The organism is Sphingobacteriaceae bacterium (assembly GCA_002319075.1).
Classification (GTDB): domain Bacteria; phylum Bacteroidota; class Bacteroidia; order B-17B0; family Aurantibacillaceae; genus Aurantibacillus.
The window spans coordinates 5,173,604-5,200,346 of record NVQB01000001.1; the positions used below are offsets into that span (position 1 = coordinate 5,173,604).

At 37.5% G+C, this 26,743-nt stretch carries 27 protein-coding genes; 10 read left to right on the forward strand and 17 right to left on the reverse strand.

Annotated features, from left to right (window positions below; genetic code table 11):
* Positions 1–130: 130 nt before the first annotated feature.
* The 10 genes from CNR22_22380 to CNR22_22425 form a co-directional block, all read right to left on the reverse strand.
* Positions 131–568 (reverse strand): hypothetical protein, encoded by a 438-nt coding sequence (locus CNR22_22380; GenBank protein ID PBQ34406.1) that lies wholly within the window; start codon positions 566–568, stop codon positions 131–133.
* A 107-nt stretch (positions 569–675) separates the two neighbouring features.
* On the reverse strand, positions 676–1,131 hold the full coding sequence (locus CNR22_22385; GenBank protein ID PBQ34407.1) for a hypothetical protein: 456 nt from the start codon (positions 1,129–1,131) through the stop codon (positions 676–678).
* A gap of 77 nt (positions 1,132–1,208) precedes the next feature.
* On the reverse strand, positions 1,209–2,459 hold the full coding sequence (gene fahA / locus CNR22_22390) for a fumarylacetoacetase (protein PBQ34408.1): 1,251 nt from the start codon (positions 2,457–2,459) through the stop codon (positions 1,209–1,211).
* A gap of 2 nt (positions 2,460–2,461) precedes the next feature.
* Complete coding sequence (locus CNR22_22395; GenBank protein ID PBQ34409.1) at positions 2,462–2,968, reverse strand: hypothetical protein; 507 nt, start codon at positions 2,966–2,968, stop codon at positions 2,462–2,464.
* Between the two features lie 7 nt (positions 2,969–2,975).
* Positions 2,976–3,944 carry an AAA family ATPase gene (locus CNR22_22400; GenBank protein PBQ34410.1) on the reverse strand — a complete coding sequence of 323 codons (969 nt, stop codon included), beginning with the start codon at positions 3,942–3,944 and terminating at the stop codon, positions 2,976–2,978.
* Positions 3,945–4,081: 137 nt separating this feature from the next.
* The gene (locus tag CNR22_22405) at positions 4,082–5,761 is read right to left on the reverse strand and encodes a hypothetical protein (GenBank protein ID PBQ34411.1); all 1,680 of its coding nucleotides are present in this window, start codon (positions 5,759–5,761) and stop codon (positions 4,082–4,084) included.
* Between the two features lie 50 nt (positions 5,762–5,811).
* Positions 5,812–9,519, reverse strand: coding sequence for a hypothetical protein (locus CNR22_22410; protein PBQ34412.1), 3,708 nt, complete (start codon positions 9,517–9,519; stop codon positions 5,812–5,814).
* A gap of 155 nt (positions 9,520–9,674) precedes the next feature.
* A complete protein-coding gene (locus tag CNR22_22415; GenBank protein PBQ34413.1) occupies positions 9,675–9,923 on the reverse strand; it encodes a hypothetical protein in 249 nt (82 codons plus the stop codon).
* A 108-nt stretch (positions 9,924–10,031) separates the two neighbouring features.
* Positions 10,032–10,985: a thioredoxin-disulfide reductase gene (trxB, locus tag CNR22_22420; GenBank protein ID PBQ34414.1), complete on the reverse strand. Its 954-nt coding sequence runs from the start codon at positions 10,983–10,985 to the stop codon at positions 10,032–10,034.
* A gap of 303 nt (positions 10,986–11,288) precedes the next feature.
* Positions 11,289–12,956, reverse strand: coding sequence for a hypothetical protein (locus CNR22_22425; GenBank protein PBQ34415.1), 1,668 nt, complete (start codon positions 12,954–12,956; stop codon positions 11,289–11,291).
* A 284-nt stretch (positions 12,957–13,240) separates the two neighbouring features.
* On the opposite strand from CNR22_22425, the gene CNR22_22430 reads away from it, so the two are divergent.
* From CNR22_22430 to CNR22_22460, 7 genes are all read left to right on the forward strand, one after another.
* Positions 13,241–13,612, forward strand: coding sequence for a 50S ribosomal protein L19 (locus CNR22_22430; protein ID PBQ34416.1), 372 nt, complete (start codon positions 13,241–13,243; stop codon positions 13,610–13,612).
* Between the two features lie 86 nt (positions 13,613–13,698).
* Positions 13,699–14,055, forward strand: coding sequence for a hypothetical protein (locus CNR22_22435; GenBank protein ID PBQ34417.1), 357 nt, complete (start codon positions 13,699–13,701; stop codon positions 14,053–14,055).
* Positions 14,056–14,088: 33 nt separating this feature from the next.
* Positions 14,089–15,384, forward strand: a complete 1,296-nt coding sequence (locus CNR22_22440; GenBank protein ID PBQ34418.1) for a hemolysin — start codon at positions 14,089–14,091, stop codon at positions 15,382–15,384.
* Complete coding sequence (locus tag CNR22_22445) at positions 15,368–16,150, forward strand: SAM-dependent methyltransferase (GenBank protein ID PBQ34419.1); 783 nt, start codon at positions 15,368–15,370, stop codon at positions 16,148–16,150. The genes CNR22_22440 and CNR22_22445 overlap by 17 nt, the downstream gene beginning before the upstream one ends.
* A gap of 68 nt (positions 16,151–16,218) precedes the next feature.
* A complete protein-coding gene (locus CNR22_22450) occupies positions 16,219–17,409 on the forward strand; it encodes an aspartate aminotransferase family protein (protein PBQ34420.1) in 1,191 nt (396 codons plus the stop codon).
* A gap of 85 nt (positions 17,410–17,494) precedes the next feature.
* On the forward strand, positions 17,495–18,154 hold the full coding sequence (locus CNR22_22455) for a hypothetical protein (protein ID PBQ34421.1): 660 nt from the start codon (positions 17,495–17,497) through the stop codon (positions 18,152–18,154).
* A 194-nt stretch (positions 18,155–18,348) separates the two neighbouring features.
* Entirely contained in the window at positions 18,349–18,939 is a 591-nt protein-coding gene (locus tag CNR22_22460) for a hypothetical protein (GenBank protein PBQ34422.1), read from the forward strand.
* Between the two features lie 3 nt (positions 18,940–18,942).
* Here the strand turns inward: CNR22_22460 and CNR22_22465 are convergent, their stop codons facing one another.
* Together CNR22_22465 and CNR22_22470 are read right to left on the reverse strand one after the other, a co-directional pair.
* Entirely contained in the window at positions 18,943–19,440 is a 498-nt protein-coding gene (locus tag CNR22_22465) for a hypothetical protein (GenBank protein PBQ34423.1), read from the reverse strand.
* Positions 19,437–20,579, reverse strand: a complete 1,143-nt coding sequence (locus tag CNR22_22470; protein PBQ34424.1) for a hypothetical protein — start codon at positions 20,577–20,579, stop codon at positions 19,437–19,439. Before CNR22_22470 ends, CNR22_22465 begins: the two co-directional genes overlap by 4 nt.
* 80 nt (positions 20,580–20,659) lie before the next feature.
* Here CNR22_22470 and CNR22_22475 point away from each other — a divergent pair, with 80 nt between their 5' ends.
* On the forward strand, positions 20,660–21,004 hold the full coding sequence (locus tag CNR22_22475) for a hypothetical protein (protein PBQ34425.1): 345 nt from the start codon (positions 20,660–20,662) through the stop codon (positions 21,002–21,004).
* Positions 21,005–21,399: 395 nt separating this feature from the next.
* On the opposite strand, the gene CNR22_22480 is transcribed toward CNR22_22475, so the two are convergent.
* The 5 genes from CNR22_22480 to ribD all read right to left on the reverse strand — a co-directional run bounded on the left by CNR22_22480 (position 21,400) and on the right by ribD (position 24,393).
* Positions 21,400–22,353, reverse strand: a complete 954-nt coding sequence (locus CNR22_22480; protein PBQ34426.1) for a signal recognition particle-docking protein FtsY — start codon at positions 22,351–22,353, stop codon at positions 21,400–21,402.
* A gap of 113 nt (positions 22,354–22,466) precedes the next feature.
* The gene (locus CNR22_22485; protein PBQ34427.1) at positions 22,467–22,622 is read right to left on the reverse strand and encodes a DUF4295 domain-containing protein; all 156 of its coding nucleotides are present in this window, start codon (positions 22,620–22,622) and stop codon (positions 22,467–22,469) included.
* Positions 22,623–22,644: 22 nt separating this feature from the next.
* Complete coding sequence (gene rpmG, locus CNR22_22490) at positions 22,645–22,827, reverse strand: 50S ribosomal protein L33 (GenBank protein PBQ34428.1); 183 nt, start codon at positions 22,825–22,827, stop codon at positions 22,645–22,647.
* A 22-nt stretch (positions 22,828–22,849) separates the two neighbouring features.
* Positions 22,850–23,086, reverse strand: coding sequence for a 50S ribosomal protein L28 (locus CNR22_22495; protein PBQ34429.1), 237 nt, complete (start codon positions 23,084–23,086; stop codon positions 22,850–22,852).
* A 227-nt stretch (positions 23,087–23,313) separates the two neighbouring features.
* Positions 23,314–24,393: a riboflavin biosynthesis protein RibD gene (gene ribD, locus CNR22_22500; protein PBQ34430.1), complete on the reverse strand. Its 1,080-nt coding sequence runs from the start codon at positions 24,391–24,393 to the stop codon at positions 23,314–23,316.
* Between the two features lie 160 nt (positions 24,394–24,553).
* On the opposite strand from ribD, the gene CNR22_22505 reads away from it, so the two are divergent.
* Together CNR22_22505 and CNR22_22510 are read left to right on the forward strand one after the other, a co-directional pair.
* Complete coding sequence (locus tag CNR22_22505) at positions 24,554–25,339, forward strand: hypothetical protein (GenBank protein ID PBQ34431.1); 786 nt, start codon at positions 24,554–24,556, stop codon at positions 25,337–25,339.
* Between the two features lie 46 nt (positions 25,340–25,385).
* Positions 25,386–26,726: a signal recognition particle protein gene (locus tag CNR22_22510; GenBank protein PBQ34432.1), complete on the forward strand. Its 1,341-nt coding sequence runs from the start codon at positions 25,386–25,388 to the stop codon at positions 26,724–26,726.
* Positions 26,727–26,743 lie beyond the last annotated feature (17 nt).

The window sequence follows — 26,743 nt, forward strand, 5'->3', positions numbered from 1 at the left end:
AAACTTCTGCTAAAGTATTAATAAGTTTGAAAAGTGCAAGACTGCTTTGCCTTTAAGCCCGCGTTTTAGGAAAAAGCAAGCTGTATTTTCGACGGAAGACGAAAAATGAACTACAGATTATAACTAAAATTTAAATAGAAAGTCCGAGACCCTGAACTTTCATTCTCTCAGAATCCCTTTTCAATTCTTGTTTGAGTTGAATGATTCTTCTGGCTAAGGCCACAAAACTAACAACTCCTTTAAGATGATTTTTTTCATCCACCACGGGAAGATAAGAAGCGTGATTATTTCTCATTAGTTTCAGTGCTGATGCCTCGTCATCATAAGTATTCACAAGCAATGCATCCACCTTCATAACATCACAAACAAGGAGGTTGGAAAAATTATCCTGTGACATTTTAATCTGAATATCTTTGTAAATAAGTGTTCCAATAACTTCTGAATTTACGTCGACGACAGGCAGAAACTCTAGTTTAGAAATTGACATTCTAGTTGCAACAGTTTGTAAACTGTCATTTCTTCCACAAGAAGTTGGAAGTTGGCGCATAACATCTTTCACTGCTTTCATAGGTCCAGGGTTTTAGTACAAGGTTAAGATAACAAAACTGTTTGAATGTTATGCATACTTTAACGATTTAATAAAAAAAATTCTCTTTTTTAGTTTGAGTTTTACGATCAATGTGCTTTTTTTTCAAGTTTGTAAACGTACCAGGCTATTGATCCAAAACTCCCCCCGGTTTTCTGATAAAGCTTCCGGGCCGGAACATTGTTCATCTCAGTTCCCACATACATTTCCGGGATACCTCGTTTAGCGGCTATTTTTTTCAAGCATTCAATGAGTTCGGTCGCTATATTTCTTTTTCTATACGTTTCATCAACCCCTATTTCATAAAGAAAAATCTCATTTACTTCTTCCTTATACATGGGTAGTTCAAACGCCGTTAAGCCACCTACCACCTTATCGCCATCCATAGCCACAAGCATGTGAAAATCATCCCGTACAAGTAAATTTCTTAAATAATAATCAGATGGAGCAACAGGCTGAGGAACCAAATCGTCTTCCTGGAACCAAAGAATTAACGTCCTGGCAAGAGTGGTCTCTGTTTCTTCAAGTTTTTTGTAGCTTATCATAGAACTGATTTTTAATCAATATAAAACAAAAAACGCCATTACGTTTCTGTAATGGCGTTTTAATTTCTTTGTCTTCTTTATTTTGCGGGCATAACTTTTGCCACACATTCGCCGAAGCCCAGCCGAATGCCGTCTTTTTCGCAATACCCCTTAATAATTATTGTATCATTGTCGTTTACAAATTTACGCTCCGATCCATCTTTTAAAGTAATCGGTTTTGTCCCCCTCCAGGTAAGCTCCATCATACTTCCATATTCTTTTGGATCTGGTCCACTGATGGTGCCACTTCCCATTAAATCTCCAGTATTTACATTACATCCGTTTACTGTGTGATGCGCTAACTGTTGCTCCATGGTCCAGTACATATATTTATAATTGGACGAACAGATAAGATTATCTTCTCCGTTTTCTGGTTTTAAAAACACGTCTAATTTAATATCAAGATTTTTATCTCCGCTGTATTCAAGATAAGGCAAGACTTTCGGATCCTGCACATATCCTTTTGTGCGGAAAGGTTCCAGCGCTTCTAACGTTACAATCCAGGGAGAAATAGTACTCGCGAAATTCTTAGCAAGAAAGGGCCCAAGCGGCACATATTCCCATGTTTGAATGTCTCTTGCACTCCAATCATTAAACAAAACCATTCCAAAAATATAATCGTCTGCTTTTTCTGTGCTGATGCTATCTCCCATTTGTGTAGATTTTCCAATAACAAAAGCGGTCTCCAGTTCAATGTCCAGTAATTTGGTGGGACCAAAAACCGGTAATTCAGCATCAGCGGGTTTTTGCTGACCTTTTGGACGGTAGAAAGAATGACCGCTTACACAAACGCTACTAGCCCTGCCATGATAGCCTACAGGCAAATGTTTCCAATTCGGCATCAAAGCATTTTTTGGATCGCGAATCATAGCTCCAATATTGGTGGCATGATCAATGCTACTATAAAAGTCAGTGTAATCACCCACTCTAACAGGCATTAGAAGTTTTACATCCGTTTGCTTCTTAAATACCTTAGAGAACAATTCTTTATCTGTTTTTAAAGATGAATCAGAACTTAAAAGTTTAATTATGGAAGTCCTAACAGCATTTGTTATGGGTTTTCCCAAATCAATAAAGTCGTTTAAAAATTGCGCGTCTAAAACAGACTTATCAACCTGTAAAAGTCCGGCATCAGCCAGTTCATAAAGGTCAATAATATAGTCACCAATGGCTGAAGCAGCGCGGTGTTTCACGGATTTATCGCTATAAATTCCAAAAGGAATATTATGGATAGAAAAATCGGATTTTACATCCACTTCTAACCATGATGTTAAAGTTTTATCAGACATACTTAAGAAATTCTTGCTTTAATATTATCAACCAGGTCGCTCACCAACTCTTTGTTCGGACTTTTTTCAGACTGCGCAATTTCCATCGCTTGGGTCAGTGTTTTCTCATCCAAAACCCCTTCGATACTTTCTACTACCGATAAAGATTCAAGAGCTAACTGAAAATCATCATGCGTTGCAAGTTTTACAAAATCCAAAAAATACGGTGTAAAATCCAGGCCACATTCCCAACAAGCTGCAGCTATAATGGTTTTTTCGCTCACGCGCTGCGCAGTTTGCAAAGCATCCATCATCACTTTTTGCGAATTGGTTTCTTTTAATTTTGAAAAGATAGCTTCACTTTCCTGGCGGGTAATGCCCTTCTCCATTAAGGATTCAAGAAGATCTGCTGTACTATTTTCTTTTTTATTAAACCCTTCACGCCCTATAATCAGCGTACTGTATTCTTCTTCGTTAAATAGTTTTTCAGGATCAAACGCATCCTCATCTAATAATTCATCAACTCCCATTTTTCTCTTACAATAATTGTTTAATAATTTCTTCTACAGTAACACCCTCTGCTTCTGCTTTATAATTTAATACCACGCGGTGACGAAGGATAGGCACTGCAATGGCTTTTACATCTTCAATATCCGGACTAAATTTTCCATTCATGGCAGCGTGACATTTTGCGCCAATAATAAGGTACTGAGATGCACGCGGACCGGCCCCCCACTGTAAATACTTTTTAGCCACTTCTGTAGTATGCTCACTATTTAAACGTGTTTTATGAACCAATTTAACAGCATACTCAATCACATTATCCGCTACCGGAATTTTACGGATCAATTCCTGGAAGAATACTATTTCTTCTGCATTTAATACTTTATTTAATTTTGCTTTTTTATCGGAGGTGGTCAATTTTACAACCTGTAACTCCTCAGCAAATTTTGGATAATCTAACCATACATTAAACATAAACCTGTCTAACTGCGCTTCCGGCAAAGGGTATGTTCCCTCCTGCTCTATAGGATTTTGCGTTGCCAATACAAAGAATGGATTATCTAAAATATATTTTTTTCCCGCAGCTGTAACCTGTCTCTCCTGCATGGCTTCTAACAAAGCAGCTTGAGTCTTAGGCGGGGTACGGTTAATCTCATCGGCAAGAATAATGTTTGAAAACAAAGGTCCTTTTATAAACTGAAAGTGACGTTGTTCATCAAGAATCTCGCTTCCAATAATATCGCTGGGCATTAAATCGGGAGTAAACTGAATACGGTTAAAACTCAAACCCAAAGCATCGGCAATGGTATTTACCAATAAAGTTTTCGCTAATCCGGGTACACCCACTAACAAACAATGTCCCCTGCTAAAGATAGAAATCAGGACATTTTTTACTGTCTCCTCCTGACCAACAATTACTTTTCCAATTTCAGCCGTAAGTTCTTTGTGCTTTGCAACGAAAGCTTCAATAGCTTCGGTATCACTTTTATAATTTGTAGACATAGGGTACTAAGATACATATAAAATTAAATTTCAGGCCTTCGAAAAGAACAGAATAGTCTGAGGTTTTTTATTTTTTTGGGAAATTCATAGCAAGAAATACTACTTTCTAAAGTTGCCATTTCAGCAACCGATTTCATCTAATTTTTGACTACTTCCACCAAAATATAACCAAACTTAGACCGGTTAAAATCCATTGTTTTTTTTGCAGGAACTACTACTTTTTGATTGGTATTAGAAGGATACAGAACGTAACATGTGTCTTTATAATCAAGAGCTACTTTCATCGAAAAATCCTCACGCAAGTTATTTTTCCATTTGTATGTCATGGTTGAGTGTAGCGAATCCATAGGGATAAAAGAATATTCAAGAATAGGCGGCTGCACCTGGTTCAGGTAAATATCAAAATAGGGACTAAAATCTCTGCCTGATGCTTGATTAAAAAGCTGAATGAATTGCGCTGTACGGATATTACTTTTGGCGAAAACCTTCTGCGCTTTTTTAAGAATACCGAAAAACAAAGCGTCATTGTTTAACTGACGGCGTAAGGTATGAAGAAGCATGGCGCCCTTCGCATAAATATCCTGGTCTTGTGAGTGAATCATAGCGTTGTAATTGACCTCATACTTTTTAAGAACCGGCCGTTTGTTCTGTACAGTTGTTGCATAGTACCGCACAAAATTGTTGTAATCATCCGCCCCGTAAAGCCCCTCAGCCGATACAAACTCGCAAAACGTAGCGAACCCTTCGTGAAGCCAGATGTCTGCGTAGTCGTAACCCGTAATATTATTTCCCCACCATTCATGACCTAACTCATGAGCAAGAGTAACACTCATTTTTTTATGATCGTAATAATACCCCTCTCCCATTGAAATACCCGATTGATGTTCCATAGCATTGTTATGCAAATTCGATTCAATAAACTTGCAACCGTCATTCCACCAGGGGAAAACGCCGAAGAGATTTTCATAATTACGCATAAGCAAAGGCACCTGGTCGTAAAAAGTATCAGCCTTAGCTTTATTGTAACTCAAAACGTATATTTCGATCTTTCTTTTTTGCTTGTTAATGTCGGTATAATCTTTTTCCAACTCTACATAGTCTCCCACATTGAACGAGATGTTATAAATGTTAATAGGATTCATCACCGCCCAGTTAAATATAGTTTCATCTGGAGTATCTCTTATACCTAAAAATTTTCCATTTGCTATGCCCGATAAACCTTTTGGTACGCCCACCCTGATAAAACAGCTGTCTGGTTCGTCTCCCAAAAGCATTTTGCAGGGGATCAGGTGTTGGGGTCCAACACCTTCTGTAGAAGTACAGACCAACGGTTTATTGTTCTTGTCTTTTCTCCAGTAAACGGTGCTATAGCTTAGAACATTTATAGGTTTCCCGTGATAAAAAATTTCCAAAAGCACTTTGTCATTTTTTTGAAGTTCTTTAGAAAAGGTAAAGTATACAATATCTTTTTTCCGAGTCCACTTTTTTAAAGGAACAGTACTCTTAACACTATCTATTTTCATGTGCCTTTCAAAATCCAGCATGATCTTTTTTTGGGCAGAATCCATTCGGAAATAAATTTTCATGACCGACTTAATCTTTTGCTTTTCCGGATCAACACTCACATACCAGTCGTAACAGGTAACATTGTAGGAGCTTCTCAGAGCATTTGTATTTGAGCCAACGTATTTTTCCCATTTATTAAAATGCGGTAAATGCGTTTTAGCAGAAGTATGATAATATTTAAGATAAGGACTGTACCTGCAGGATTGTAGTGCAGCGAACACTAACAGCGCAAAAAAGAAAATCTTTCTCATAATTGGGTTATGAGCCTATAATTCATTTTCAAAGTAAAGTGACAAAAAAATTATTCGTAAGAGCCACCGCCCGATTGTGCCCTCTTGCGGAAGCCTAAGGAAAAGTAATCGAGAAGGTCGTTAATGTTTTCTTGTTCGCTTTTTGTATTATCAACGTAATATCCTGCCTGTACGATTTCCATTTTCGACGTAATGGCATCTTTAGAATTCTGAACAAACACAGCACTCCACTGTTCTTCTTCATTTTTTAATTTAAGACTTTTATAGATGTAAAGTTTGCCATTCTGATACTTGTTCGCTGCTTTCACTTCTTTTACAAGAATAAGACTATCTTTTTTCAACTTGTCTTTCTCATAGTTGTAAAAACTGGTAAGTTGCTTTTGACTGCTAAGCACAGATTCTATAAGGCTTTGTTGAGTCAAATATTTTTTATCAAATTTATCAGTGAGCTTTTCTTTTTCAAGTTCGCTGTAAAAATAGGCGCGGGTAAATTTGTTTTTACAATAAAAGGCAACCAGCGTATCATTAATCACAATGTTTTGTTTAAGCAAATCGATAGTAACGGGCATAGCAATACTTTGTGTTTTAATTTTTGTAATCTTTCCAAAAAACTGCTTTGTTTTTTCATCGGTTTTGTAAAACGGAGACAAAAGCCATGCATAGTTTACGAGGGGAGAACGGTTATAAGATTCAAGACTTCTTAAGTAACGCGACCCCTTGTAATTTGTGTTGTTAGCTAATCCTTCCAAACTTCCTTTAATTGTTTCGGCAAGCTCTTTTGCTGATTTCTCAAGATAATCAAAATTACCTTGCTCGCTCGCAGACGGAGCTCTCTGAGCCATGGGATTATAACGCTTTAACGCTAGGTTAGCGTCTATAAGAATATTGTCTTTTTGTTGAATATAAACGGCCGGTGTAATTATTTTTTTGCTAAGCATGTCGGCCATAAGGCTATAAACGGCCTCTCGGTACTCATCGTACTTAGTAAGCGTTAACATTCCTGGAAAAAACTTCTTGCAGAGTTCCAGAGAGTCGTGTAAGGTCGAGAAGACATCTCCTACTGTATTACCGGCTCCCACTAGCGGCACCTCGCTCATTAAGAGGTTATAAAATTCGGTATACGAGTTTTGTGTTTTTAAATAAGCAAGCCCCTTTAAGAGACACAGTTGTAAATAAAAACTATCCGTATACTGTTTGTAAAGCGTTTTATAAGGCAGAATTATTTTTTCGTTTTCAATCGTTCCTCCATTCACAAATAATTGCGCACGGCTATCCTCATTAACCAGGTTAAGTTTAGGGCTGGATAAAAACTTGACAAACTCATCACCAAAAGCCTTTTGAAAACCAATAGAATTAACCGAAACGTTGGCTTTTTGTCTTATCAGTGTATCGGTCGAAGCAAGGTCGTTAAGTAATTGACCAAATTTATTCTCGAAAATATTTTTGCCAACAATAGAATCAATCGGATGAAAAGACTCCATGAATTCTTTGGCCCAGCCTTTTAATCCAACAGTAGTATCGTAGGGTACCGAAAGTTCATGCATTAAACCATTTTTAATAAAGACTTTAACATCTATGGCTCTCGAAGTAGCGGTATCTTTCAAACTACAGGTATAAGTAAAAAGTCCATCTTTAAAGCCGGTTTTTTTATGGCTCACAAACATACTTGTTGTGCTTGTTAAAATCTTTGTAATCTTTTCATCAATCTCTTTGCTATCGCGGTAATCGTAGTCGTTATATTTTTCGTAGGTAATATTTACATATTCATTGCTCGAAGGAGAATAATAAAACTTGTTCTCAGTTCTGAAATCAAAATCTTTTTTAACGGAATCTTTTTTAGTTCTACTTGCTTCATATGCTTTTGCATACGCCTCATTAAAACGGCTGAGAGCATTATCGCTTACTTCATCTTTCGCTTTAAAATAAAAATCTTTGTCCGTTACCTCCTTGATTGGATTTGTGAAATTGAAATCCATCAATTTAAATGACTTAAAAAAATCTGACTCAAAGGATGTTTCCTGTTCTGAAATTAAATACACGAAATAATAGTGAACACCTCTGATGTAAACTTTACCGTGAAGGCTTGCTCCTGATGCATTTTTAGCGCTAAGCTCAATGCAGGGAAAGCCTTGTTCTGTCTTAGTTAATAAAGTAGTTGCCTCTTTAAACTTATAATTTAAAAGGATATTTTTCGCTAATTGATTTAACTCGAAAGTATCTTCTTCTAGATAACTAAAGTCATTGTATACAGCTTGTTGCACACCGTAGAATTGTTTTTTTGATTTACTGTAGGCATACAACTCTTCAACAATGCCGGCAACAGAAGCCCCTGAATGTTTGGAATAACTATAATCAGCCGGGAGATTTACGCTGAAACCTTTTGTTTTAGAGCTAAAATTGACAGGCTTATCTGATTTTGAGGAAAACTGAATTGAATTAAAAAACTGCTTTGACTCTGTACTACTCGCATAATTGTGTTTTCCTCCAAGCTTAAACATAATAAGCTCCAGGTCAGTAAAAAAAATCTGGTAATGTTGTTCGTCACCGCGGCGTGTTTTATTGATAATTTCCAGGCCTTTAACCCCGGTATTACTTACAATTTCTTTTTTCAAGGTAATTTTTCCCGGAATGTTTTCAAACAATAAACTATCCGTTCTACGCATTAAAACTTCAGGAGTAACATTAAAAACCGGACCAAGATGTCTTAATCGCACAATAGTATAAAAGCTGCCATTAACCATATCTGCGTAGATGTAGTATTTTAAATGCCCAATATTTACAATAGGATAAAGCTTACCAGGAAGGTTTACCGAGAAAAGCGAATCAGGAATAAATTGTTTTTGAAAACTCACAGGTTTAATTTGCTGATCTAATTCTTCACGTATTGTCGTACTTTTTTTAGAAACTTTTGGTGTTATAGGTTCAACTGTATACCCTTTTTTTCTTAGCAATTCAATAACGCCCTCGTCTCCTGGCAGGTGCGCTGCTCCTACACCACTAAAAAGAGCTTTGGTTTTTAAAACAGAATCTATTGTATTTACAAAAAACACATTACGGTCGTTGATCAGGTAGCGTTGTGTATTTTTAGAACTGCCAAGTTTACTTAAGCTATCCAACTTATCGAGATTTCCTTCGCGGTACGCATCTTCAATAGTTTGTGTGCCGTAAGCAAAATTTCGCGAAGTTGTAGGTTCGGGATCTTCATCGGGTAAAGATGAAAGACGTGCCTTAATTTCAGATTGCGCAAAGTTTTCGAGGCTTATTAATTGTTTACCAAGTTTTGAGGCCGACTGATAAATAAACAAATCAATATATGTACTCTCTTCAAAATTTTCTTTGGTTTTGTTTTGTCTATAAAGCAATCCGTTAATGATATCTGGATCGTAACTTAAAATTCCCTGCAGCATTCTCTTTTCGGGAAACGATGCAGTAAAAGCATTCTTGTAGAAATCATTATTGTAGAAATTTGGATTGCGTAATTGGCTAAGTTCATCCAACTCTCCGGTACTTTCCATATTCTCCAGCCACTCCCCTGGATTTGTTTCCAGTCCTACAACATCCACAGATTTAAGAGCATCGAAAAACTGTTCAGATAAGTAATAAGCAACACGGTTACTCACGTGCATGGTACCATACAAATACGATGGCTTCTTTAATCCGTTACCACTTATTTTCCACAATAAAGCCGGATATTTTTTTGAAGATTGAGCGGAAAATAAAAAGGGTATTAGAATAAATAAGACGATCAGTCGCTTCATATCTGAGTAAAAATTTTACACATAAACATAGTGATTTAATTTCGCAACATCAGGCAATTGTGGGGAATTTATTTTTTTTTGTGGAAAACGCTAAAAAGAGATCGATTGGCATTTTAAAACGCACAAATCTCTATAATACTAAAAAAATAAACTGATTACTTTTTTGTATTGATAATATCGTTAAACAGGTTATTAATCGCATCAATTGCTTTTCCCTTGATTTCGTTGATCTTATCAAAATCACTGTTTTCAATATCAATCAGAGAGCGTTTGTAGTTAAGAAGGTCGTTCACCGTTTTTTTGGTAGCCTTATACTCATTCATTTCCTCATGCATCTCCCTGATTGAAATTCTATTTTCAAAATCAGCAGAATTATTCAGATGATCGATATTTTCGCTTACCATAGCTTAAAGGTTGTCAAAAAGCTGCAATAAGTCAAATAAGAAGGTGTCAGAAGTTATCAACAGATTAAATGAGAAGGTTAACAACCCTCTCATTCAGTATGAAATGGACTAATGAATTTCAGCGGCTGCCAGATAACGTTCTGCATCCAGCGCGCCCATACAACCACTTCCAGCAGCCGTTACAGCCTGACGGTAAGTTTTGTCTGCACAATCGCCTACTGCGAAAACGCCATCAATATTCATCTTTGAACTTCCCGGAATTACTTGCAAGTAACCAAGCTCGTCCATCGTTAATTGTCCTTTAAAAATATCTGTATTTGGTTTATGACCTATAGCCACAAAAAACCCAGTAACATTGAGTGTTTTAGTTTCTCCTGTTTTGTTATTTTTTACAACAACTCCTTCAACCGCATCCTGCCCTAAAACATCGGCTGTTTCTGAATCCCATAAAATTTCAATATTGGGTGTATTCATCACACGGTGCTGCATTGCTTTACTGGCACGCATTTCACCTTCTCCTTTACGAACAATCATGTACACCTTTTTGCAAAGTTTTGACAGGTAGGTTGCTTCTTCAGCGGCAGTATCCCCTGCTCCAACAATTGCAACTTCCTGACCTTTAAAAAAGAATCCGTCGCAAACTGCACAAGCACTCACACCGCCTGCGTTCATACGTAAACGTGTTTCGTTTGGAAGTCCTAACCACTTAGCACTTGCTCCTGTCGAAATAATAACGGTATCAGCAGTAATCTCAGTTGTTTCGTCTATCCATAAACGTTTTGGACTAACACTTAAATCTGCTTTTGTTACAATTCCAAAACGCACTTGTGTACCAAAACGTTCAGCCTGAGATTTTAAATCTTCCATTAACACAGGCCCGGTAATTCCTTTCGGATACCCGGGAAAGTTATCTACTTCAGTGGTTTCAGTCAACTGTCCGCCTGGTGTTAAGCCCGTGTATAAAACAGGTTTAAGATCGGCACGGGCAGCATAAATAGCAGCAGTATAGCCAGCAGGACCGGATCCTATGATCAGGCAGGTAATATGTTCAACTTGAGACATAAATAATAAAGTTTTTTCGACTGCAAAGGTAGTGTTAGCCTTGAAATAATGAGGCATAGCACAAGCTATTTTTTAACAATTTGTGAATTGTGTCGTTAAATGCCCGAGTACCTAAAAAAACAGAGAGTTAGCTTGCAAAAAAATTCAACATGATTTAATAAAAGTTTCTCAAAAATGCTGTAAAGGAAAGGGTGGAACGAAAAGCAACAACTTAAATTAACGCATGTGCCCGGTCTAGGTGTTCACTCCGTAATATTCATTTAATTGACTCCCATACATGAATAAGTACCTCTTGTATAATCGCTAATTTCCTCCAGCATAATATAGTATTTCCATCTTATTCCCTATCCCCTGTTTCTTTAGCATGAGACTGCCGTTTGGAGCATGTTTCACAAAGCCTCCCTCACTGGTTTCAATTAAAAAATTGCGGTCATCGGTTATCTGAGAGAGTCCTGCCTTTTCAGGACTGATGGCAAGTTGAACACGGATAGGATATTCTAACAAGAAATATTCACTCTGATTATTCTTAACGATCGGTGTCAGAGGGAAGGGTCTGTTAGAACGATAATCGCCCAGAATATCGATGTTTGTAAGCTTGCCGGTGGATTCAAATCTGTAGATCTTTACGGTGAGATATTCATTCGCTTTAATTGCGTCGTTATATTTTACACCTTCGGCAATAAAGTACTTCGTTCCACCCGAAGTGAGCGCGTAGAGTGGCACATATCTTTCAGGAACAGGTGTTACCTGCGAAGCATTAATGGGTACTGGCGGTTGAAAGGTGCTAACATACTTGGTCTTTTCACTTCCCTTTTCTTCATCATTTGCCGGAAAAACCAATTTCGCTTCGCCACCTAACGTAAACTCATGCACCTGGGCGTATGTTTTAAAGATTTTTTCACGGTTATCGCTGAGCACATAAAATTTATTGCCTTCAAACCAGCACATTTCAGGTGACAAAGAATTGAGTTTATCTTTTCCTGTAGAATGTATCCAACCATGTATTTTAAATTCTGGATCCATAACAAAAGAATATTGCCTGCTTATCTCTTCGCCCTTCTCGTCTTTGTATTTGTAGTGAAAGTTTGTAAAAGCGCCTACCGGTTGAGCTTTCATGTTATAAGCAACTGCCACAGATGTTACCAATACATCACCGTTGATTTTCGCTGAATCAAGACACTCAAATGCCAGATCATTCTCGGATAGATAAAACTTCAGATACTCGCTAGTACCTTTACTTTTTGTTACCACATAAGTTAGTTCGCCCACCGAAAAACGTGTTTGAACTTTCTCTCCGCGCGGTAAATCGCCTCTCATAGATTTACGTGCATCACCAATAGCTTTAAATTGCTTCTTCATGTCCTTAAAATCATCCACTATGGTTGGATTAGTCCACCCGTTTTGTCGCGATTTATCTACTTGCGCTGCCTGAGTGTTGGGGTCAACAGGAATATACCTGGCACAAAACTTTACCAAAACCAACTGTTCTTCGTCGGTCATATTTGGCAATTGTTGAACATTATAAATACTTTTTGTGAGTGTAGTTCGGTTTGTTACAACAGGCTCCTTAGCGTTTTTAGGAAAATAAAGTTTATAGTTGCTTTGAGGGTCGAGCTTCCGCAGAGAAAGTAAATGCTCTTCGCTGGACAATTCTTTGCCTGTAACATCCAGTACCTGGCGCTTTATCAGCAAAGCACTGGTACTATTTTGAATCGGTTCCTTCCAGTTTTTGTCTTTAAACACTACTGACCCAGTATCCTGAACAAACTCGCCAGGAGAAAGTACGCTGCCCGATACAAAATAATAATAAAGAATACTGAACTGATTTTTTACAGGCGAGTCAAAATGCATAACGGTAAAGAGCACATTCGGGTCGGGATGCAGTGGCGGAACATTAATGGTTTGCGGAATGGTTTGACTGCTAAGTGAAAGGGCCAAAAATGAGATGGGTAAAATCTTTAAAAGTTTCATTTATAAATATAGCTCATTAGTGTCAGTTATCCTATTGTGCAGACTTCCGCATAAAATCACCCAGTGACCGCTACTTGAGAACCATTCTTTTTAGTACATTCTTGCACACTCCCTAAATCAGCCATTTTCTCAAAATCCAAGCTTAAAACGAGACTAAAACTGGAAAATTCAGATTAAATTTGCTTCTTTTTACAAAATTAATTGTATATTTGCCTCCCTGTTTCAAGCCGCTGTTTACACAAGGTAAAGTATGCTGGAACAATTCATAAATAAAAAAAGATAAAATGAGCATTTTATTAGACTACGTAAAAACGCAGCTTACTGCAAATCACAAACATCCTTCTTTTAAAGCAGGAGACACAATCACTGTTTCATACAAAATTAAAGAGGGTGATAAAGAACGTGTCCAACAATTTACAGGTGTTGTTATTCAACGCAAAAACGAAAGAGCTACTGCATCTTTCACAGTTCGTAAGATGAGTAACAGTGTAGGCGTTGAGCGTATCTTCCCTATCGCATCTCCTTTTATTGATAAAATCGAAGTGAATAAAGTTGGTATCGTTCGTCGTGCTAAATTATTCTATCTTCGTGATCGTACTGGTAAAGCGGCACGTATCCGCGAAAAAATCCAAAACAATAAAGATAAAAAAGATTAGTCTTTTATATAGATACACTGAAAAGCCGGTTAATAACACCGGCTTTTTTTATTAGTGCAATCTCAGGATTATTATAATTTTGTAATATGGATATTAAATCTAAAGTCATTGAAATACTCTCGAAAGAGAATTACACCTTCACTCAGCTGGCTGAATACCTGCACATGACAGAGGATGGTCTTACAATGGAACTTACGAATAAAACCCTTGAATTACGAAACCTCGAAGCTATTTCAAAAGCATTGAGGGTGCCCTTATACAGTTTTTTTAGGACTGAAGGCTTTAAGTTTAACCCCTCCGAAAAACCCTTTTATATTAACAAGCTTTGGACCGGCGACGACGATACAAAAACCGCTAACGAACTCAATACAGAGATAAAACTTCTCAAACAAATTATCACATTAAAAGAAGAGCAATTGAAAAAACTGGATATAAAATCCTGATTTGTACAATTTCTTATCTTTACTACTTAATATATGACCGGCGATCTTTTTATTACCTTTTTACTGATTCTTACAAATGGCTTTTTTGTAGCAGCAGAGTTTGCTTTGGTAAAAGTACGCGCTTCACAATTGGATGTAAAAGTTCAAAGAGGCAGCAGCAGAGCTAAATTAGCTAAAAGCTTACTCGAAAAACTAGATGCTTATTTATCCGCTACTCAATTAGGAATTACGCTGGCATCTCTTGCTTTAGGTGCAATAGGAGAAGAAACTATTTCGCATTTGATACAAAATGTTTTTCCAAGTTTACAAAACGTAACCAACCACGGTATTTCTTTAACTATAGCCCTAACACTTCTTACCTTTTTTCATGTTACCATTGGTGAACAGATCCCAAAAATGATTGGAATAAAATATTGTACTGAAGCCATTCTTATTATAGCATGGCCTTTGAGGATCTTTTATTTCATATGTGCTCCTTTTATCTGGTTCCTCAACCAAACCTCTAATCTTGTGCTACGCATAATCGGTGTAAAAAAAGTAGGCGAAGAAGACTTTCACTCTGAGGAAGAATTACGCTTGATCTTAACTGAAAGTGAAGAAGGTGGCGCCATTAAACCGAGTGAGAATGAACTCATTCAAAACGTATTTGATTTTGATGATCGTATTGTAAAACAGGTGATGGTTCCCCAAAACCGTGTCGTAGCAATTGATGTAGAGTTAGGTAGACACGAAGTAACCAAACGTGTTATTGAAGAAGGATTTTCCAGGCTTCCGATTTACCTGGGTGATATTGACAATATTGTAGGCATCGTTCACAGTAAAGATTTATTAAAAGCATTAATAGATAACAAATTCAAAAGTTTAAAAGAGATTATGCGCCCGGTGCATTTTATTCCGGAAAGCATGAAGATCAATGAACTTTTACGCGATTTTCAAAAACACCATTACCAGATGGCCATTGTTACAAATGAATTCGGTTCTACAGCCGGACTTGTTACCATGGAAGACATTATTGAAGAACTTGTGGGCGAGATTCAGGATGAACATGATGAGGAAATGCCAAACGTAGAAAAGAAAAGTGATACTGAATTTATTGTGAATGCACAAGCTCCAATAACTGACGTAAATCAGGCCTTACCAATTGCACTTCCCGAAAACCCACAATACGAAACAGTTTCAGGCTACATTAACGTCATTTTCGGCAGAATTCCTGCCATCAACGAAAAGCGCCAGAAAGACGGGTACGACATTACTATTATAAAACGTAATCGTCAAAGTGTGGAATCTGTTCGCTTAAAAGTTTCCGAAAACAATGACTCAATTTCTTAGTCCTGAATATTGGAATGAGCGATATCTTACTAACGATTTCGCCTGGGATGCAGGAACAATAACGATACCACTTCAAACCTATTTCGACCAACTATTCAATAAAGAGGTAAAAATTCTTATTCCGGGTGCCGGTAACGCACACGAAGCTGAATACCTTGTAAAGAATGGTTTCACCAATGTGTATGTTTGTGACATAGCTTTAGAACCTCTAAAGAATTTGAAGAAAAGATGTCCCACGTTTAAATCAGAAAATTTATTACTAGTGGATTTCTTTCAGCTTAATAATATCAAGTCAAACATAGCAGATGTCAGCTCGAGCATAGGAGATGTCAAGTCAAGCATAGGAAATGTCAAGTCGAGCGTAGGAGATGTCAAGTCAAGCGTAGTCGATGTCAAGTCAAGCATAGGAGATGTCAAGTCAAGCATAGGAGATGTCAGGTCGAGCGTAGTCGATGTCAGGTCGAGCGTAGTCGAGACCTATGATCTGATAATCGAACAGACTTTTTTCTGCGCCCTTGATCCGAAACTGAGGAGTACTTATTTCAAAAAAATAGAACAACTTTTAAATCCCGGAGGTAAACTCGTGGGCGTTTTATTCGATGATAAATTAAATACAGACAAACCTCCTTTTGGTGGTAACAAAGAAGAATACCTTACTTACATCACCGGAACCTTAAAAGTAAAAACTTTCGAACGCTGCTACAATTCAATTAAACCAAGAAAAGACCGGGAGTTATTCATTAATTTAGTAAAACAAAATCAATAAGATTCGAAGAATTAAGTCGCTGAATAAACCCCGTGACCTCTGTTGCTCCGTGTCTCTGTGTTAAAAACATGAACCAACGCGAACTATTTTTAAGACATGTAGCCCAAACTTCCGACCTTCCTTTATCGGGAGTAGACGTTAACATTGTTTCCGCGAAAGGATCAATCCTCACCGATGCCGATGGGAAAGAATACATCGACTTGATTAGCGGAATTTCTGTCAGCAATATCGGACATTGTCATCCAAAAGTTATTTCGGCAATAAACGAACAGGCAAATAAATACATGCACCTCATGGTCTACGGTGAATTTAACCAGGGGCCGCAAGTGCTTTACGCAACTACTCTAAGTAAACTATTACCAGCACAACTCAATACTGTTTATTTTACAACCGGAGGAAGCGAGGCTGTGGAAGGTGCGCTAAAACTAGCCAAACGCGCTACCGGACGAACAGAATTAATTTCTTTCAAAAACGCTTACCATGGAAGTACGCATGGCGCCCTGAGTATGATGGGTGATGAATATTTCAAAAACAGTTTTCGTCCCCTCCTGCCCGACGTTAAGCATTTAGAATTTAATACCCTTTCAGAACTCGATCTTATATCAAATAGAACTGCCGCTGTTATTATAGAACCTATACAGGGCGAAGCAGGCATTCGAAAAGCAGATCCTGATTTTTTAAAAGCTCTAAGAAAAAAATGTTCTGAACTCAACGTACTTCTCATCTTTGATGAAATTCAAACTGGCTTTGGCCGAACGGGCACTTTATTTGCTTTTGAATACTACAACATTATTCCTGACATCTTATTGATTGCAAAAGGCATGGGCGGTGGACTCCCCATCGGAGCGTTTATTTCTTCACAGGAAATTATGTCCGGCCTTATATCTAATCCAGTTCTGGGTCACATAAATACTTTTGGTGGGAATGCAGTCTGCGTGGCTGCAGCGCAAGCAAGTTTAGAAGTTATCATTGAAGAAAAATTAGTTTCACGAGCCAACGAAATTGAAAAATTGATTCTCGGCAATTTAAAACATTCACTTATAAAAGAACTACGTGTTCACGGAGCTTTAGGTGCTATTGACTTTAAAGACGAAGCCATCAATATGAAAGTAATTAAATCCTGCATTGAAAGTGGACTGATTACCGATTGGTTTTTATTTTGTAATACCGCTATGCGCATAGCGCCACCATTGACTATTACGAATGCAGAGCTTTTGAAGAGCCTGACTGTTTTAAAACAAGTTCTGGATTCTATTTAGGTCTGACTAATTCTGATCGCTAATAATTTTAGGTGTGTTTAAGAATAGTTTCTTACATTGCGTCCCAAACTCAAAAAATATACCCATGAAAAAAATAATCAGTGCAGTAGTAGTAATCCTCTTTTTATCATTTATTAATGCTTGCTCACCTTCGGGCACCTGCTCTGATAACCAACAGAACCAGAGTGAAACGGGCGTAGATTGTGGTGGCCCGTGTACAAATTGTCCTACCTGTATCGATGGTATACAAAATCAAAATGAACCCGGTGTCGATTGTGGCGGTCCTTGTCCTGCTTGTGTTTCCTGTACTGATGGAATTCAAAATCAGGGAGAGACGGCAATAGATTGCGGTGGTCCTTGTGCAAATTGCGCTATAATTTATCCAATGAATGGACTTTATGGTCCTGATGTTTTCAGAAACGACACCATCACTTTAAAAGGTATGACTACTCCGGTTGCTCAACCTTCTTATAAATATAGTTTATGTGCAAATTTACCTGCCAATGGTTTGCTTAAGGTAAAAATCACTTCACTTTCTGGAGGTGTATGGAGCATTTATGGTGGCACTCAAACTGGCTGGGCTATTGGTAATTTCCAAAACAATGCACAAGAGTTTAACGCAAGTGGACAGGTAAATTGCGACGTACAAATATTTTTAAAAAACAGCGGTTCAGCACTCATCGAATTTTTCGAATACGGCGCAACTACGCCTACGAGAACTAAACAAATTAGCTGGAGTCTTTAGATTACCGCAGCTGTTTTTATATAAGCGGATTGGTAAAAAAGTAAATCGGTTTTTTTGAGATGGAGCGATTAATCGAAATGAAGTTTATATATTTATTGTGATCCCAAAATGCCAAACTATGAATGTTATTCTATTTAGCGGCTGTGTAATCTAAATGTGCGCTTAGTTACAATCCTAATTAAAACTTACATGATATGAAAATTAAAGCATTCCTACTTCTTAGCTACACATTATTTCTACTTGGCGCTTGTAAAAAGAATTCAAGTAACTCTGGAACTTGTTCAGATGGTATCCTCAATCAAAACGAAACTTCTGTAGACTGTGGTGGCAAATGTTCCAAATGTGCTACTTGTTCAGATGGAATTCAAAATCAGGGAGAATCCGCTGTGGATTGCGGTGGTCCTTGCGGAAATTGTCCTACCAGCTATCCTGCCTTTGGAAATTATGGCGGAAATATTTTGAGAAATGATACCATCACTATTAAACCGGATAGTCTGAAGGACATCCTTAGAAATGCTTATAGTATGTGCGCCATTATCGGTGATAAATCGAGTCTCAGGGTTGTAGTGCGAACACTCGACAATAACGGAAGTGTAACTGCCTTCTCAGGATCGCAAACAGGATGGTATATCACCAACCAAAGCCCTTCGCAAAAGGAATTTTATGTGAATTTTCCTGTTAAAAGTGACATACATACTGTTTTCATAGGGCACAGCACCGCAATCATTGACATGTACGAAAACGGAGCTATTACACCAACCCGAACGAAAACTATTTCCTGGTGAACCTTAGCGCGTCATTTCTTCTACGATGGTTTTGTGCTGAGGATATAGCGAAATTAATGAATGGCGTCCCGCCATCTCAAAATCTGCAAAATTAAATCCAGGGGCTACGGTGCAGCCGACTAGCGCACACTCACCACCTTGCTGAACGCGCGATCCAAACCAGGTATTGGCTTTAACGGTATATTGAAAAACCTGTCCCTCGTCCATTTTATTTCCTACTAGAGTTATTTTTAACTCTCCTTGCTCATTGATTTCAATAACTTCTAAAGCATCTCCCGAATAAAAATGCCAGGTCTCGTCGCTTTTAATTTTATGAAGCGCAGAAAAATTATTTTTCTCAATCAGGAAATAAATCGCTGTCGCAAAATTTCTATCACCACCAAATTCTTCGGGCAATGACTCTTTTGAGATTGTTCCTGCTGATCTGTAAGCTTCTTTGTAAAAGCCACCCTCAGGGTGTGGACTTAAATTCAAATAGTTAACGAGTTCTTCTACTTTCATTTTTGTAAATAATTAAAAAGTGCTAGAGCCAAAAAATCAAGGCTTCGGTTTGTATTGGAGAGTAGTACCACGGCACAGTTTTTTTCCGGAATAAATCCACTAAATGCTCCAAAGCCATATGTAACGCCGCTTTGTGAAATGAGAGTGGTTTTCTTTTTAGTTTGGCTTAAATACCAGGTAGTGGCCACTTTAGGTCTTCCATTAAATGTTGGTTGAATTACTATTCTGGCGGCTTTGTCTTTTTGGTGCAGAAGATAATCCAAATATAAAAGCAAATCTTCTGTATTCGACTTTAGAGACCCGGCAGCCTCGAATCCGCCAAGCTTCCAGGCGGGGGTAAAATTACCATCCTGATTGTATCCTGTGGATAATTTTCTAATCTGCTCGGCATCAATCACAGTGCTTGTGTTTTTTAATCCCAAGGGCAAACAAATTTTCTCTGCTACTAATTCATTAAATGACTTTTTATAAATCTCTTCAAGAATAATTCCTAAAACTGCCATTCCTACATTAGAGTAATTGCATTCGCTTCCAGGAACTGTTTTTGGTTTGGTATTTTTCAGATATGAGAGAATCATCTCCTTACTATAACTTGCGTATGGATTTAAGGAATCGTAAGAAACCATTGATTTTAAATCTTCTGGCGTAGTCGCAAGTCCACTTGTATGGTTTGCCAGGTGCTTTACAAGTATTGGTACCCTATTAACTTCTAAAGAAGAGTATTTTCCTGGCAAATAGTCTCTAATGTCTGCATTTGTATCTATAGTCTTTTCTAAGATTGCCTGAGTTAATAGAAGTCCGGTGAAGCTGGTAGTTAAGGCACCAATCTCGTAGATGGTAGTTTTGTCTGCTAAAATTTTCGAGCCTTTTTTTATTTCACCATAGTTGTAAAAATAACTTTCTCCTTTCTTTAAAATTCCAATGCTAATACCTGCAACTTCAGGATCCTGCATAAATCTCATGAGCAGAGAATCAATAAATCGGTCAAGACTATCGAGTTTTTTATTGTCAGTTAAATAATCTTCGCGAATAAAATAATTAGTGTTTGGATAAATTTTAATTTGAGCACTAATCGAAAAGGATGAAAGTAAAAAGATGTAGAACAGAATTTTAATAATTTTGGCTGGAATTTCCTTCACAAAATAAAAATAGCTATATTTCTACTCATAAACGCTTGCGTTTTTTTCTTTTTATTAATTAATAATTAAAAACTACGAGTATGGAGAACGACACAAAAAACGTATTGATGCAATACCTTTTCAGGTTTGCAGAGCATTACAACATTCCAAACACTGATCTTATCAGTTTTAAAAAACGTGCTGAGCTTTTAGAAAGGGTAAAAGGCAAAGATGAAAATGCAGCTACTGTTATTACAGCGCTCTTTGATTCGTTTATTAAAGCCGATCGCATTCAAAACGATAAAGAAAAATACGACAAAGCCCGTGTGCTTTGGGATGCAGAACATGCTGCCGCTGAAAAAGAAAAAGTAGATGCAGAAATGCTACTTATTAAATTTTGCAAAGCCAATGATATTGCCGTTGGTGGACTGGCTATAAAAGCGTAGGTAAAAAGCATAAAGAACACGCACAACATTTTTTAAAGGAGGTTATGCGTGTTTTTTTTATTTTTTATATCATAGTATGAAAAACATACAACAATAAATTTTTACACTCAAGATTTAGATTCAACACTAATTTACGATTCATTAAGTGTTCTCATATCAAGAAAACTTTACATCCATAGTCAAACCATCAATTTAGCAGGTAAAAGTTTTAACGCAGGTTTAACAATCCCAGAAAATCTACACGAGCTTCTAAAGTCTGAAGCAGTGTATTATAACAATGTAAATTAGTATTCTTACTCCAGAACTTATAACGAACAAAGATTTCCTATAAAAGAGATATGCCTCTATAACGGGCAAAATTTAACGACAACCTACTTCTCTTATTACTAAAAATACTATTTACTAAACAAGCTGTCTACGAACTCAGGAGCGCTGAATACTTGAAGATCAGTCATCTTTTCTCCTACGCCAATATACTTTACAGGAATTTTAAATTCATCTGAAATCCCAATAACCACACCACCCTTAGCCGTGCCATCTAATTTTGTTACAGCCAAAGCATTTACATCTGTAGCTGCCGTGAACTGTTTGCATTGTTCTATGGCGTTCTGACCAGTGCTTCCATCCAATACTAACAATATTTCGTGTGGCGCGTCAGGAACAACCTTTTTCATCACATTCTTAATCTTAGTCAACTCGTTCATTAAATTGACTTTATTATGCAGTCGTCCGGCTGTATCAATAATTACTACATCAGCATCTTTCGCTTTCGCACTACTCAAAGTATCAAAGGCCACACTTGCAGGATCAGCACCCATGCCCTGGTTAACCACCGGCACTCCTACCCTTTCGCCCCAAATAATTAACTGTTCTACCGCTGCAGCTCTAAAAGTGTCTGCAGCGCCCAAAATAACAGACTTGCCTGCCTGTTTGTAATGGTGTGCAATCTTTCCAATGCTGGTTGTCTTACCAACCCCATTTACTCCAACCACCATAATAACATGGGGTTTTTGTTTCAGTGGTTCGGAAAAGTGAGCGGGCGTTTTATTATTTTCAGAAAGGAGATTAACAATCTCTTCCTTTAAAATCGTATTAAGTTCGCTGGTACCAACATACTTATCACGTTTTACGCGTTCTTCGATGCGTTGAATAATTTTTATGGTAGTTCCTACACCCACGTCACCCATAATCAGAATTTCTTCCAGGTTATCCAGAACATCAGCATCTACAGTACTTTTTCCGGCAATGGCTTTGGTTATTTTTCCAAAAAAACTCTCTTTGCTCTTAGCCAGTCCCTGATCAAGGCTTTCTTTATTTTCTTTGGTAAATAGTTTTGAGAAAAAACTCATAGTGATAAGGATTAGATTTTAAATGTCTGCAAATCCTTTACGAACTTACACAAAACAAAAAATTCTTTCCCATTTAAAGGAAAGAATTCTTTTAAAAATTCATAAATTGATTCTTATTTTGATTTTAAGAAATCAGCAATGTGATCGTTATGAACGATCTCTTCTTTGAAATTGTAAGCACCAGTTTTTTCTGATCTTACCATTTTAATAACTTTAGTAAAGTCTTTTCCTTTACCACTTTTTAGCGTTGCAACTACCTTCTTTGCCATTGTATAAAAATTTTAAAAGGGATTATTTAATTTCTTTGTGAACTGTCATGCGTTTTAAAACTGAATTATATTTTTTCAATTCAATACGCTCAGTTGTATTTTTTTTGTTTTTAGTAGTGATATAGCGGGAAGTTCCCGGTTTACCGCTTTCTTTATGCTCGGTACACTCTAAAATTACTTGGATTCTATTGCCTTTTTTTGCCATGACTCTCTCTTATTGTTTTAAATTATGCAAGAAGGCCGTTAGCTTTGGCTTCTTTTAAACAGGCACTAATGCCTTTCTTGTTAATATTTTTGATCGCCGAAGTAGATACGCGTAATACGATCCACTCGTTAGTTTCCGGAATAAAGAAACGCTTGCGTTTTAAATTTACTTTAAACTGACGACGGGTTTTAGTGTTTGAAAACGATACTTTGTTTCCACCCATCGCTTTTTTTCCTGTTAACTGACAAATACGTGACATGATATAAATCTTTATCTTAAAATTAAATTCCTTTTAAAAGGGACGCAAATATACTATAAGAATCTTAATATACAAAATGTGAAACGTATATTATTGCAATTATTTAAATTTTTGTCCTTTTTACTCTTTTGGAGGCGCAAATATACGCTTTTTTCAGCTAAAATGCACTTAAAATTGTTAGAAAGCTCAAAGTTATGAGTAGTCAATTCTTGAAAAGTATGGGCACTTTAAAATATTTCTTTCTCAAACGCCCCATTTGCAGTTAAACTCTCGTGGCGAAAATGATGGTAAAGTTTATCACTGCCCACTAAGTCGAATGTGTTTTTTAATGCGAAAACAGGTGCTTTTAGGCCTTCGCGAAAATAGAGATCCGGGTTCTGAAAAACCAACACTTCGTCCCAAAGATCATTTTTCAGAAACTCGTTAATCAAAAATGCTCCTCCTTCCACAAGCACACTCTGTATTTGCTGCTCATACAGCTTAGCGTTAACTTGTGAAAGAATATCGTCTTCAAAATTCAGCTTGATAAACTGAATATTACTTTCAACAGCGTTTTTTTTAGCATTAAAAACGATAGTTTTCGCATCCTGATTATAAATATTAAAGTCCCTGGAAACCTCAAGATTTCTATCAATAAAAATTCTTACAGGATTTTCTCCTTTTACCAATCTTGTTGTTAAATGGGGATTATCATTCAAGACGGTGTGTTTTCCAACGAAAATACCCATCACCTCCGAACGCATCTCATGCACGTAAACCTGCGCATCGCGGTGGGTAATATAATTCTCTTCTCTTATTTTTGGAACGGGAAATTTGCTGATATAGCCGTCAGCCGTAATAGCCCACTTCATAATGTAGTAGGGACGCTTTTCTTCAAAAAAACGAATGAACCGTTTATTTTGAGCACGTACCTCCTTTTCTAAAACACCTGAAATTACCTTTATTCCTGCGCTCTCAAGTTTAAGAATCCCTCTTCCGGCCACCAAAGGATTAGGATCTTTACACCCCACAACCACGTTTTTAAATCCTTTTGCAATAATAAGATCTGCACAGGGCGGCGTTTTACCATAATGACTGCAAGGCTCCAAAGTCACATACAGCGTGCATTCAGCCGGTAAAACGGTAGACGGCAGGTTTGCTATAGCATTTACTTCTGCGTGAGCTTCACCGAATTTTTGATGGTAGCCACTCGAAATTATTTCGTTATTTTTTACAATAACCGAACCCACCATAGGATTTGGCGCCACCTTCGGCCAGCCTAATCTGGCCTGCTCAAGGGCTTGCTGCATATAGTATTCGTGGTTCATAGCAAGTAAAATTATAGCAAAAATTTGGTCTTACCATACATTTTATCACAAATTATATACCATTACTTTAGTCAGTGTTTGTTGAACAAACTTTTTTACACTTCCAAAAACCCAGACTAAAAAAACTTTTATATTTGGTCACTCAAAATAATTAGCCATTATGAAGCTTCTCTTTGCGTCACTCGTGTGGCTGCCATTATTTGCCTTATCACAATCAACCCTTCCAGCTAAAAAGTATCATTTTCTTAGCGTTAGTTTTGGCGGTGGTCCAGCCTACCCCACCGGAACCATTTCAAAGAAATCTGATAAGGAAAATCTATTGGGAAAGTATAAATCAGGCGGTAGTTTCCGATTTAACATAGAGGGTTATTTTAAAGAAAAATTAGGATTAGGCCTCGGCATGGATTACGGTTTTTATAAATTGAACAACCAATTGCTCGCCGACTCAATAATGGGCCATTTTGCTGGCAAAAGGGTATATAAAAATTACATACCTGAAGAAGTGTTGTTAGTTAGAGGAGCGGTTTATGGCTGCATTTCTGGATATTTTAAACTCGGCACAAGGTGTATTATTCAGCCCAAAATTAATTTTGGTGGTGGGTTCTTATCTTACAGCTATAGTCCAGTTATTAGCTATTCTGACAATAACGGAAGAGAACAAGACTCCTGGATGGATGGAAGTACTATAAGTTATGCCTCAATAGTTCCCGAATTAGCTATAAAATTTATACTTGTTAAAGGCAAATGGGCTGATCTGGCGCTAGACGGAAGCGTCAACTACTTTTATTACACCCCGGCATTTACCATCACCGAGTTCAAAGGCGATACATACTCGTCTTTTAGCACCTACCAAACAACTGATTTTATGAAACTAAAAGGGCCCTTAAGTTATATTGGCACTCACTTAGGTGTTACCTGGCTTTTTAAAGTGAAGCGTAAAAACTAATGCACTATTTTTTTTCTTACCTTTATGCCTCTAAAAATTAATTGCAATGTTTGATAATTTACAGGATAAGCTCGACCGCGCATTTAAAGTATTAAAAGGTCAGGGACAGATTACAGAAATAAACGTGGCAGAAACGTTGAAAGAAGTGCGCAAAGCCTTGCTGGATGCCGACGTTAACTACAAAGTTGCCAAAACATTTACCGACACAGTAAAAGAGAAAGCTCTTGGACAAAATGTGCTTACCTCCTTGTCGCCGGGTCAGCTCTTAATTAAAATTACACACGACGAGCTTGCCCTTTTAATGGGTGGTACAAAAGAAGATATATACCTGGGCGGAAATCCTACCGTTATTTTAATGAGTGGCTTGCAGGGTTCTGGTAAAACAACTTTTACCGGAAAACTTGCGCTTTATTTAAAATCAAAAAAAGGTAAAAAACCTTTAATGGTAGCTTGCGACGTTTACCGTCCTGCTGCAATTGACCAACTGCATGTGCTCGGAGAGCAAATTGAGGTTGAAGTATTCAGTAACAAGGAAGAAAAAAACCCCATTAAAATTGCTGAAGCTGCAATAAAACAAGCAAAGGAAAATGGCAATAGTGTTGTATTGATAGATACAGCCGGCCGTTTGGCGGTTGACGAACAAATGATGACCGAAATTGCCGAACTTAAAAAAGCGGTAAAACCAAATGAGATCCTGTTTGTTGTGGACAGTATGACCGGTCAGGATGCGGTAAATACTGCTAAAGCCTTCAACGAACGGTTGGATTTTGACGGTGTTATCTTAACCAAATTAGATGGTGATACCCGTGGTGGAGCTGCTCTTTCAATTAAGAGCATTGTAAATAAACCTATTAAATTTATTGGTACTGGCGAAAAAATGGATGCTTTGGATGTTTTTTATCCGGAGCGTATGGCTGACCGTATTTTGGGAATGGGTGACGTGGTAACCCTCGTTGAACGTGCCCAGGAACAATTCAGCGAAGAGGAAGCCCGCAAACTCAATAAAAAAATCGCTACCAATAAATTCGACTTTAACGACTTCCTGAATCAATTACACCAGATCAAAAAAATGGGGAACATTAAAGACCTCGTTGGGATGATCCCTGGTATGGGAAAGGCTGTTAAAGATATGGATATTGATGAAAATGCATTTAAAGGAATTGAAGCTATCATTTTTAGTATGACTCCCGAAGAACGCAGTAAACCTGAATTGATCAATGGGTCTCGCAGACAACGTGTGGCTAAAGGCAGCGGACAAGGTATACAGGAGGTAAACAAACTTTTAAAACAGTTTGAAGACACACGCAAAATGATGCGCATGATGAATGATAAGAATGCCATGGCAAAAATGATGCGTGCTATGCCAAAAGGTATGCCAAAGGGTTAATATTATAGATACTGATT

Excerpts from the sequence above, each read along its gene's own strand:
- ribD (PBQ34430.1), bottom strand. The coding sequence starts at position 24,393 with ATGAACCACGAATACTATATGCAGCAAGCCCTTGAGCAGGCCAGATTA.
- CNR22_22485 (PBQ34427.1), bottom strand. The coding sequence starts at position 22,622 with ATGGCAAAGAAGGTAGTTGCAACGCTAAAAAGTGGTAAAGGAAAAGAC.
- CNR22_22405 (PBQ34411.1), bottom strand. The coding sequence starts at position 5,761 with ATGAGAAAGATTTTCTTTTTTGCGCTGTTAGTGTTCGCTGCACTACAA.
- CNR22_22410 (PBQ34412.1), bottom strand. The coding sequence starts at position 9,519 with ATGAAGCGACTGATCGTCTTATTTATTCTAATACCCTTTTTATTTTCC.
- CNR22_22400 (PBQ34410.1), bottom strand. The coding sequence starts at position 3,944 with ATGTCTACAAATTATAAAAGTGATACCGAAGCTATTGAAGCTTTCGTT.
- trxB (PBQ34414.1), bottom strand. The coding sequence starts at position 10,985 with ATGTCTCAAGTTGAACATATTACCTGCCTGATCATAGGATCCGGTCCT.
- CNR22_22440 (PBQ34418.1), top strand. The coding sequence starts at position 14,089 with ATGACCGGCGATCTTTTTATTACCTTTTTACTGATTCTTACAAATGGC.
- CNR22_22475 (PBQ34425.1), top strand. The coding sequence starts at position 20,660 with ATGGAGAACGACACAAAAAACGTATTGATGCAATACCTTTTCAGGTTT.
- CNR22_22505 (PBQ34431.1), top strand. The coding sequence starts at position 24,554 with ATGAAGCTTCTCTTTGCGTCACTCGTGTGGCTGCCATTATTTGCCTTA.
- CNR22_22445 (PBQ34419.1), top strand. The coding sequence starts at position 15,368 with ATGACTCAATTTCTTAGTCCTGAATATTGGAATGAGCGATATCTTACT.
- CNR22_22450 (PBQ34420.1), top strand. The coding sequence starts at position 16,219 with ATGAACCAACGCGAACTATTTTTAAGACATGTAGCCCAAACTTCCGAC.
- CNR22_22480 (PBQ34426.1), bottom strand. The coding sequence starts at position 22,353 with ATGAGTTTTTTCTCAAAACTATTTACCAAAGAAAATAAAGAAAGCCTT.
- rpmG (PBQ34428.1), bottom strand. The coding sequence starts at position 22,827 with ATGGCAAAAAAAGGCAATAGAATCCAAGTAATTTTAGAGTGTACCGAG.
- CNR22_22435 (PBQ34417.1), top strand. The coding sequence starts at position 13,699 with ATGGATATTAAATCTAAAGTCATTGAAATACTCTCGAAAGAGAATTAC.
- CNR22_22430 (PBQ34416.1), top strand. The coding sequence starts at position 13,241 with ATGAGCATTTTATTAGACTACGTAAAAACGCAGCTTACTGCAAATCAC.
- fahA (PBQ34408.1), bottom strand. The coding sequence starts at position 2,459 with ATGTCTGATAAAACTTTAACATCATGGTTAGAAGTGGATGTAAAATCC.
- CNR22_22380 (PBQ34406.1), bottom strand. The coding sequence starts at position 568 with ATGAAAGCAGTGAAAGATGTTATGCGCCAACTTCCAACTTCTTGTGGA.
- CNR22_22510 (PBQ34432.1), top strand. The coding sequence starts at position 25,386 with ATGTTTGATAATTTACAGGATAAGCTCGACCGCGCATTTAAAGTATTA.
- CNR22_22415 (PBQ34413.1), bottom strand. The coding sequence starts at position 9,923 with ATGGTAAGCGAAAATATCGATCATCTGAATAATTCTGCTGATTTTGAA.
- CNR22_22385 (PBQ34407.1), bottom strand. The coding sequence starts at position 1,131 with ATGATAAGCTACAAAAAACTTGAAGAAACAGAGACCACTCTTGCCAGG.
- CNR22_22455 (PBQ34421.1), top strand. The coding sequence starts at position 17,495 with ATGAAAAAAATAATCAGTGCAGTAGTAGTAATCCTCTTTTTATCATTT.
- CNR22_22395 (PBQ34409.1), bottom strand. The coding sequence starts at position 2,968 with ATGGGAGTTGATGAATTATTAGATGAGGATGCGTTTGATCCTGAAAAA.
- CNR22_22495 (PBQ34429.1), bottom strand. The coding sequence starts at position 23,086 with ATGTCACGTATTTGTCAGTTAACAGGAAAAAAAGCGATGGGTGGAAAC.
- CNR22_22460 (PBQ34422.1), top strand. The coding sequence starts at position 18,349 with ATGAAAATTAAAGCATTCCTACTTCTTAGCTACACATTATTTCTACTT.
- CNR22_22465 (PBQ34423.1), bottom strand. The coding sequence starts at position 19,440 with ATGAAAGTAGAAGAACTCGTTAACTATTTGAATTTAAGTCCACACCCT.
- CNR22_22425 (PBQ34415.1), bottom strand. The coding sequence starts at position 12,956 with ATGAAACTTTTAAAGATTTTACCCATCTCATTTTTGGCCCTTTCACTT.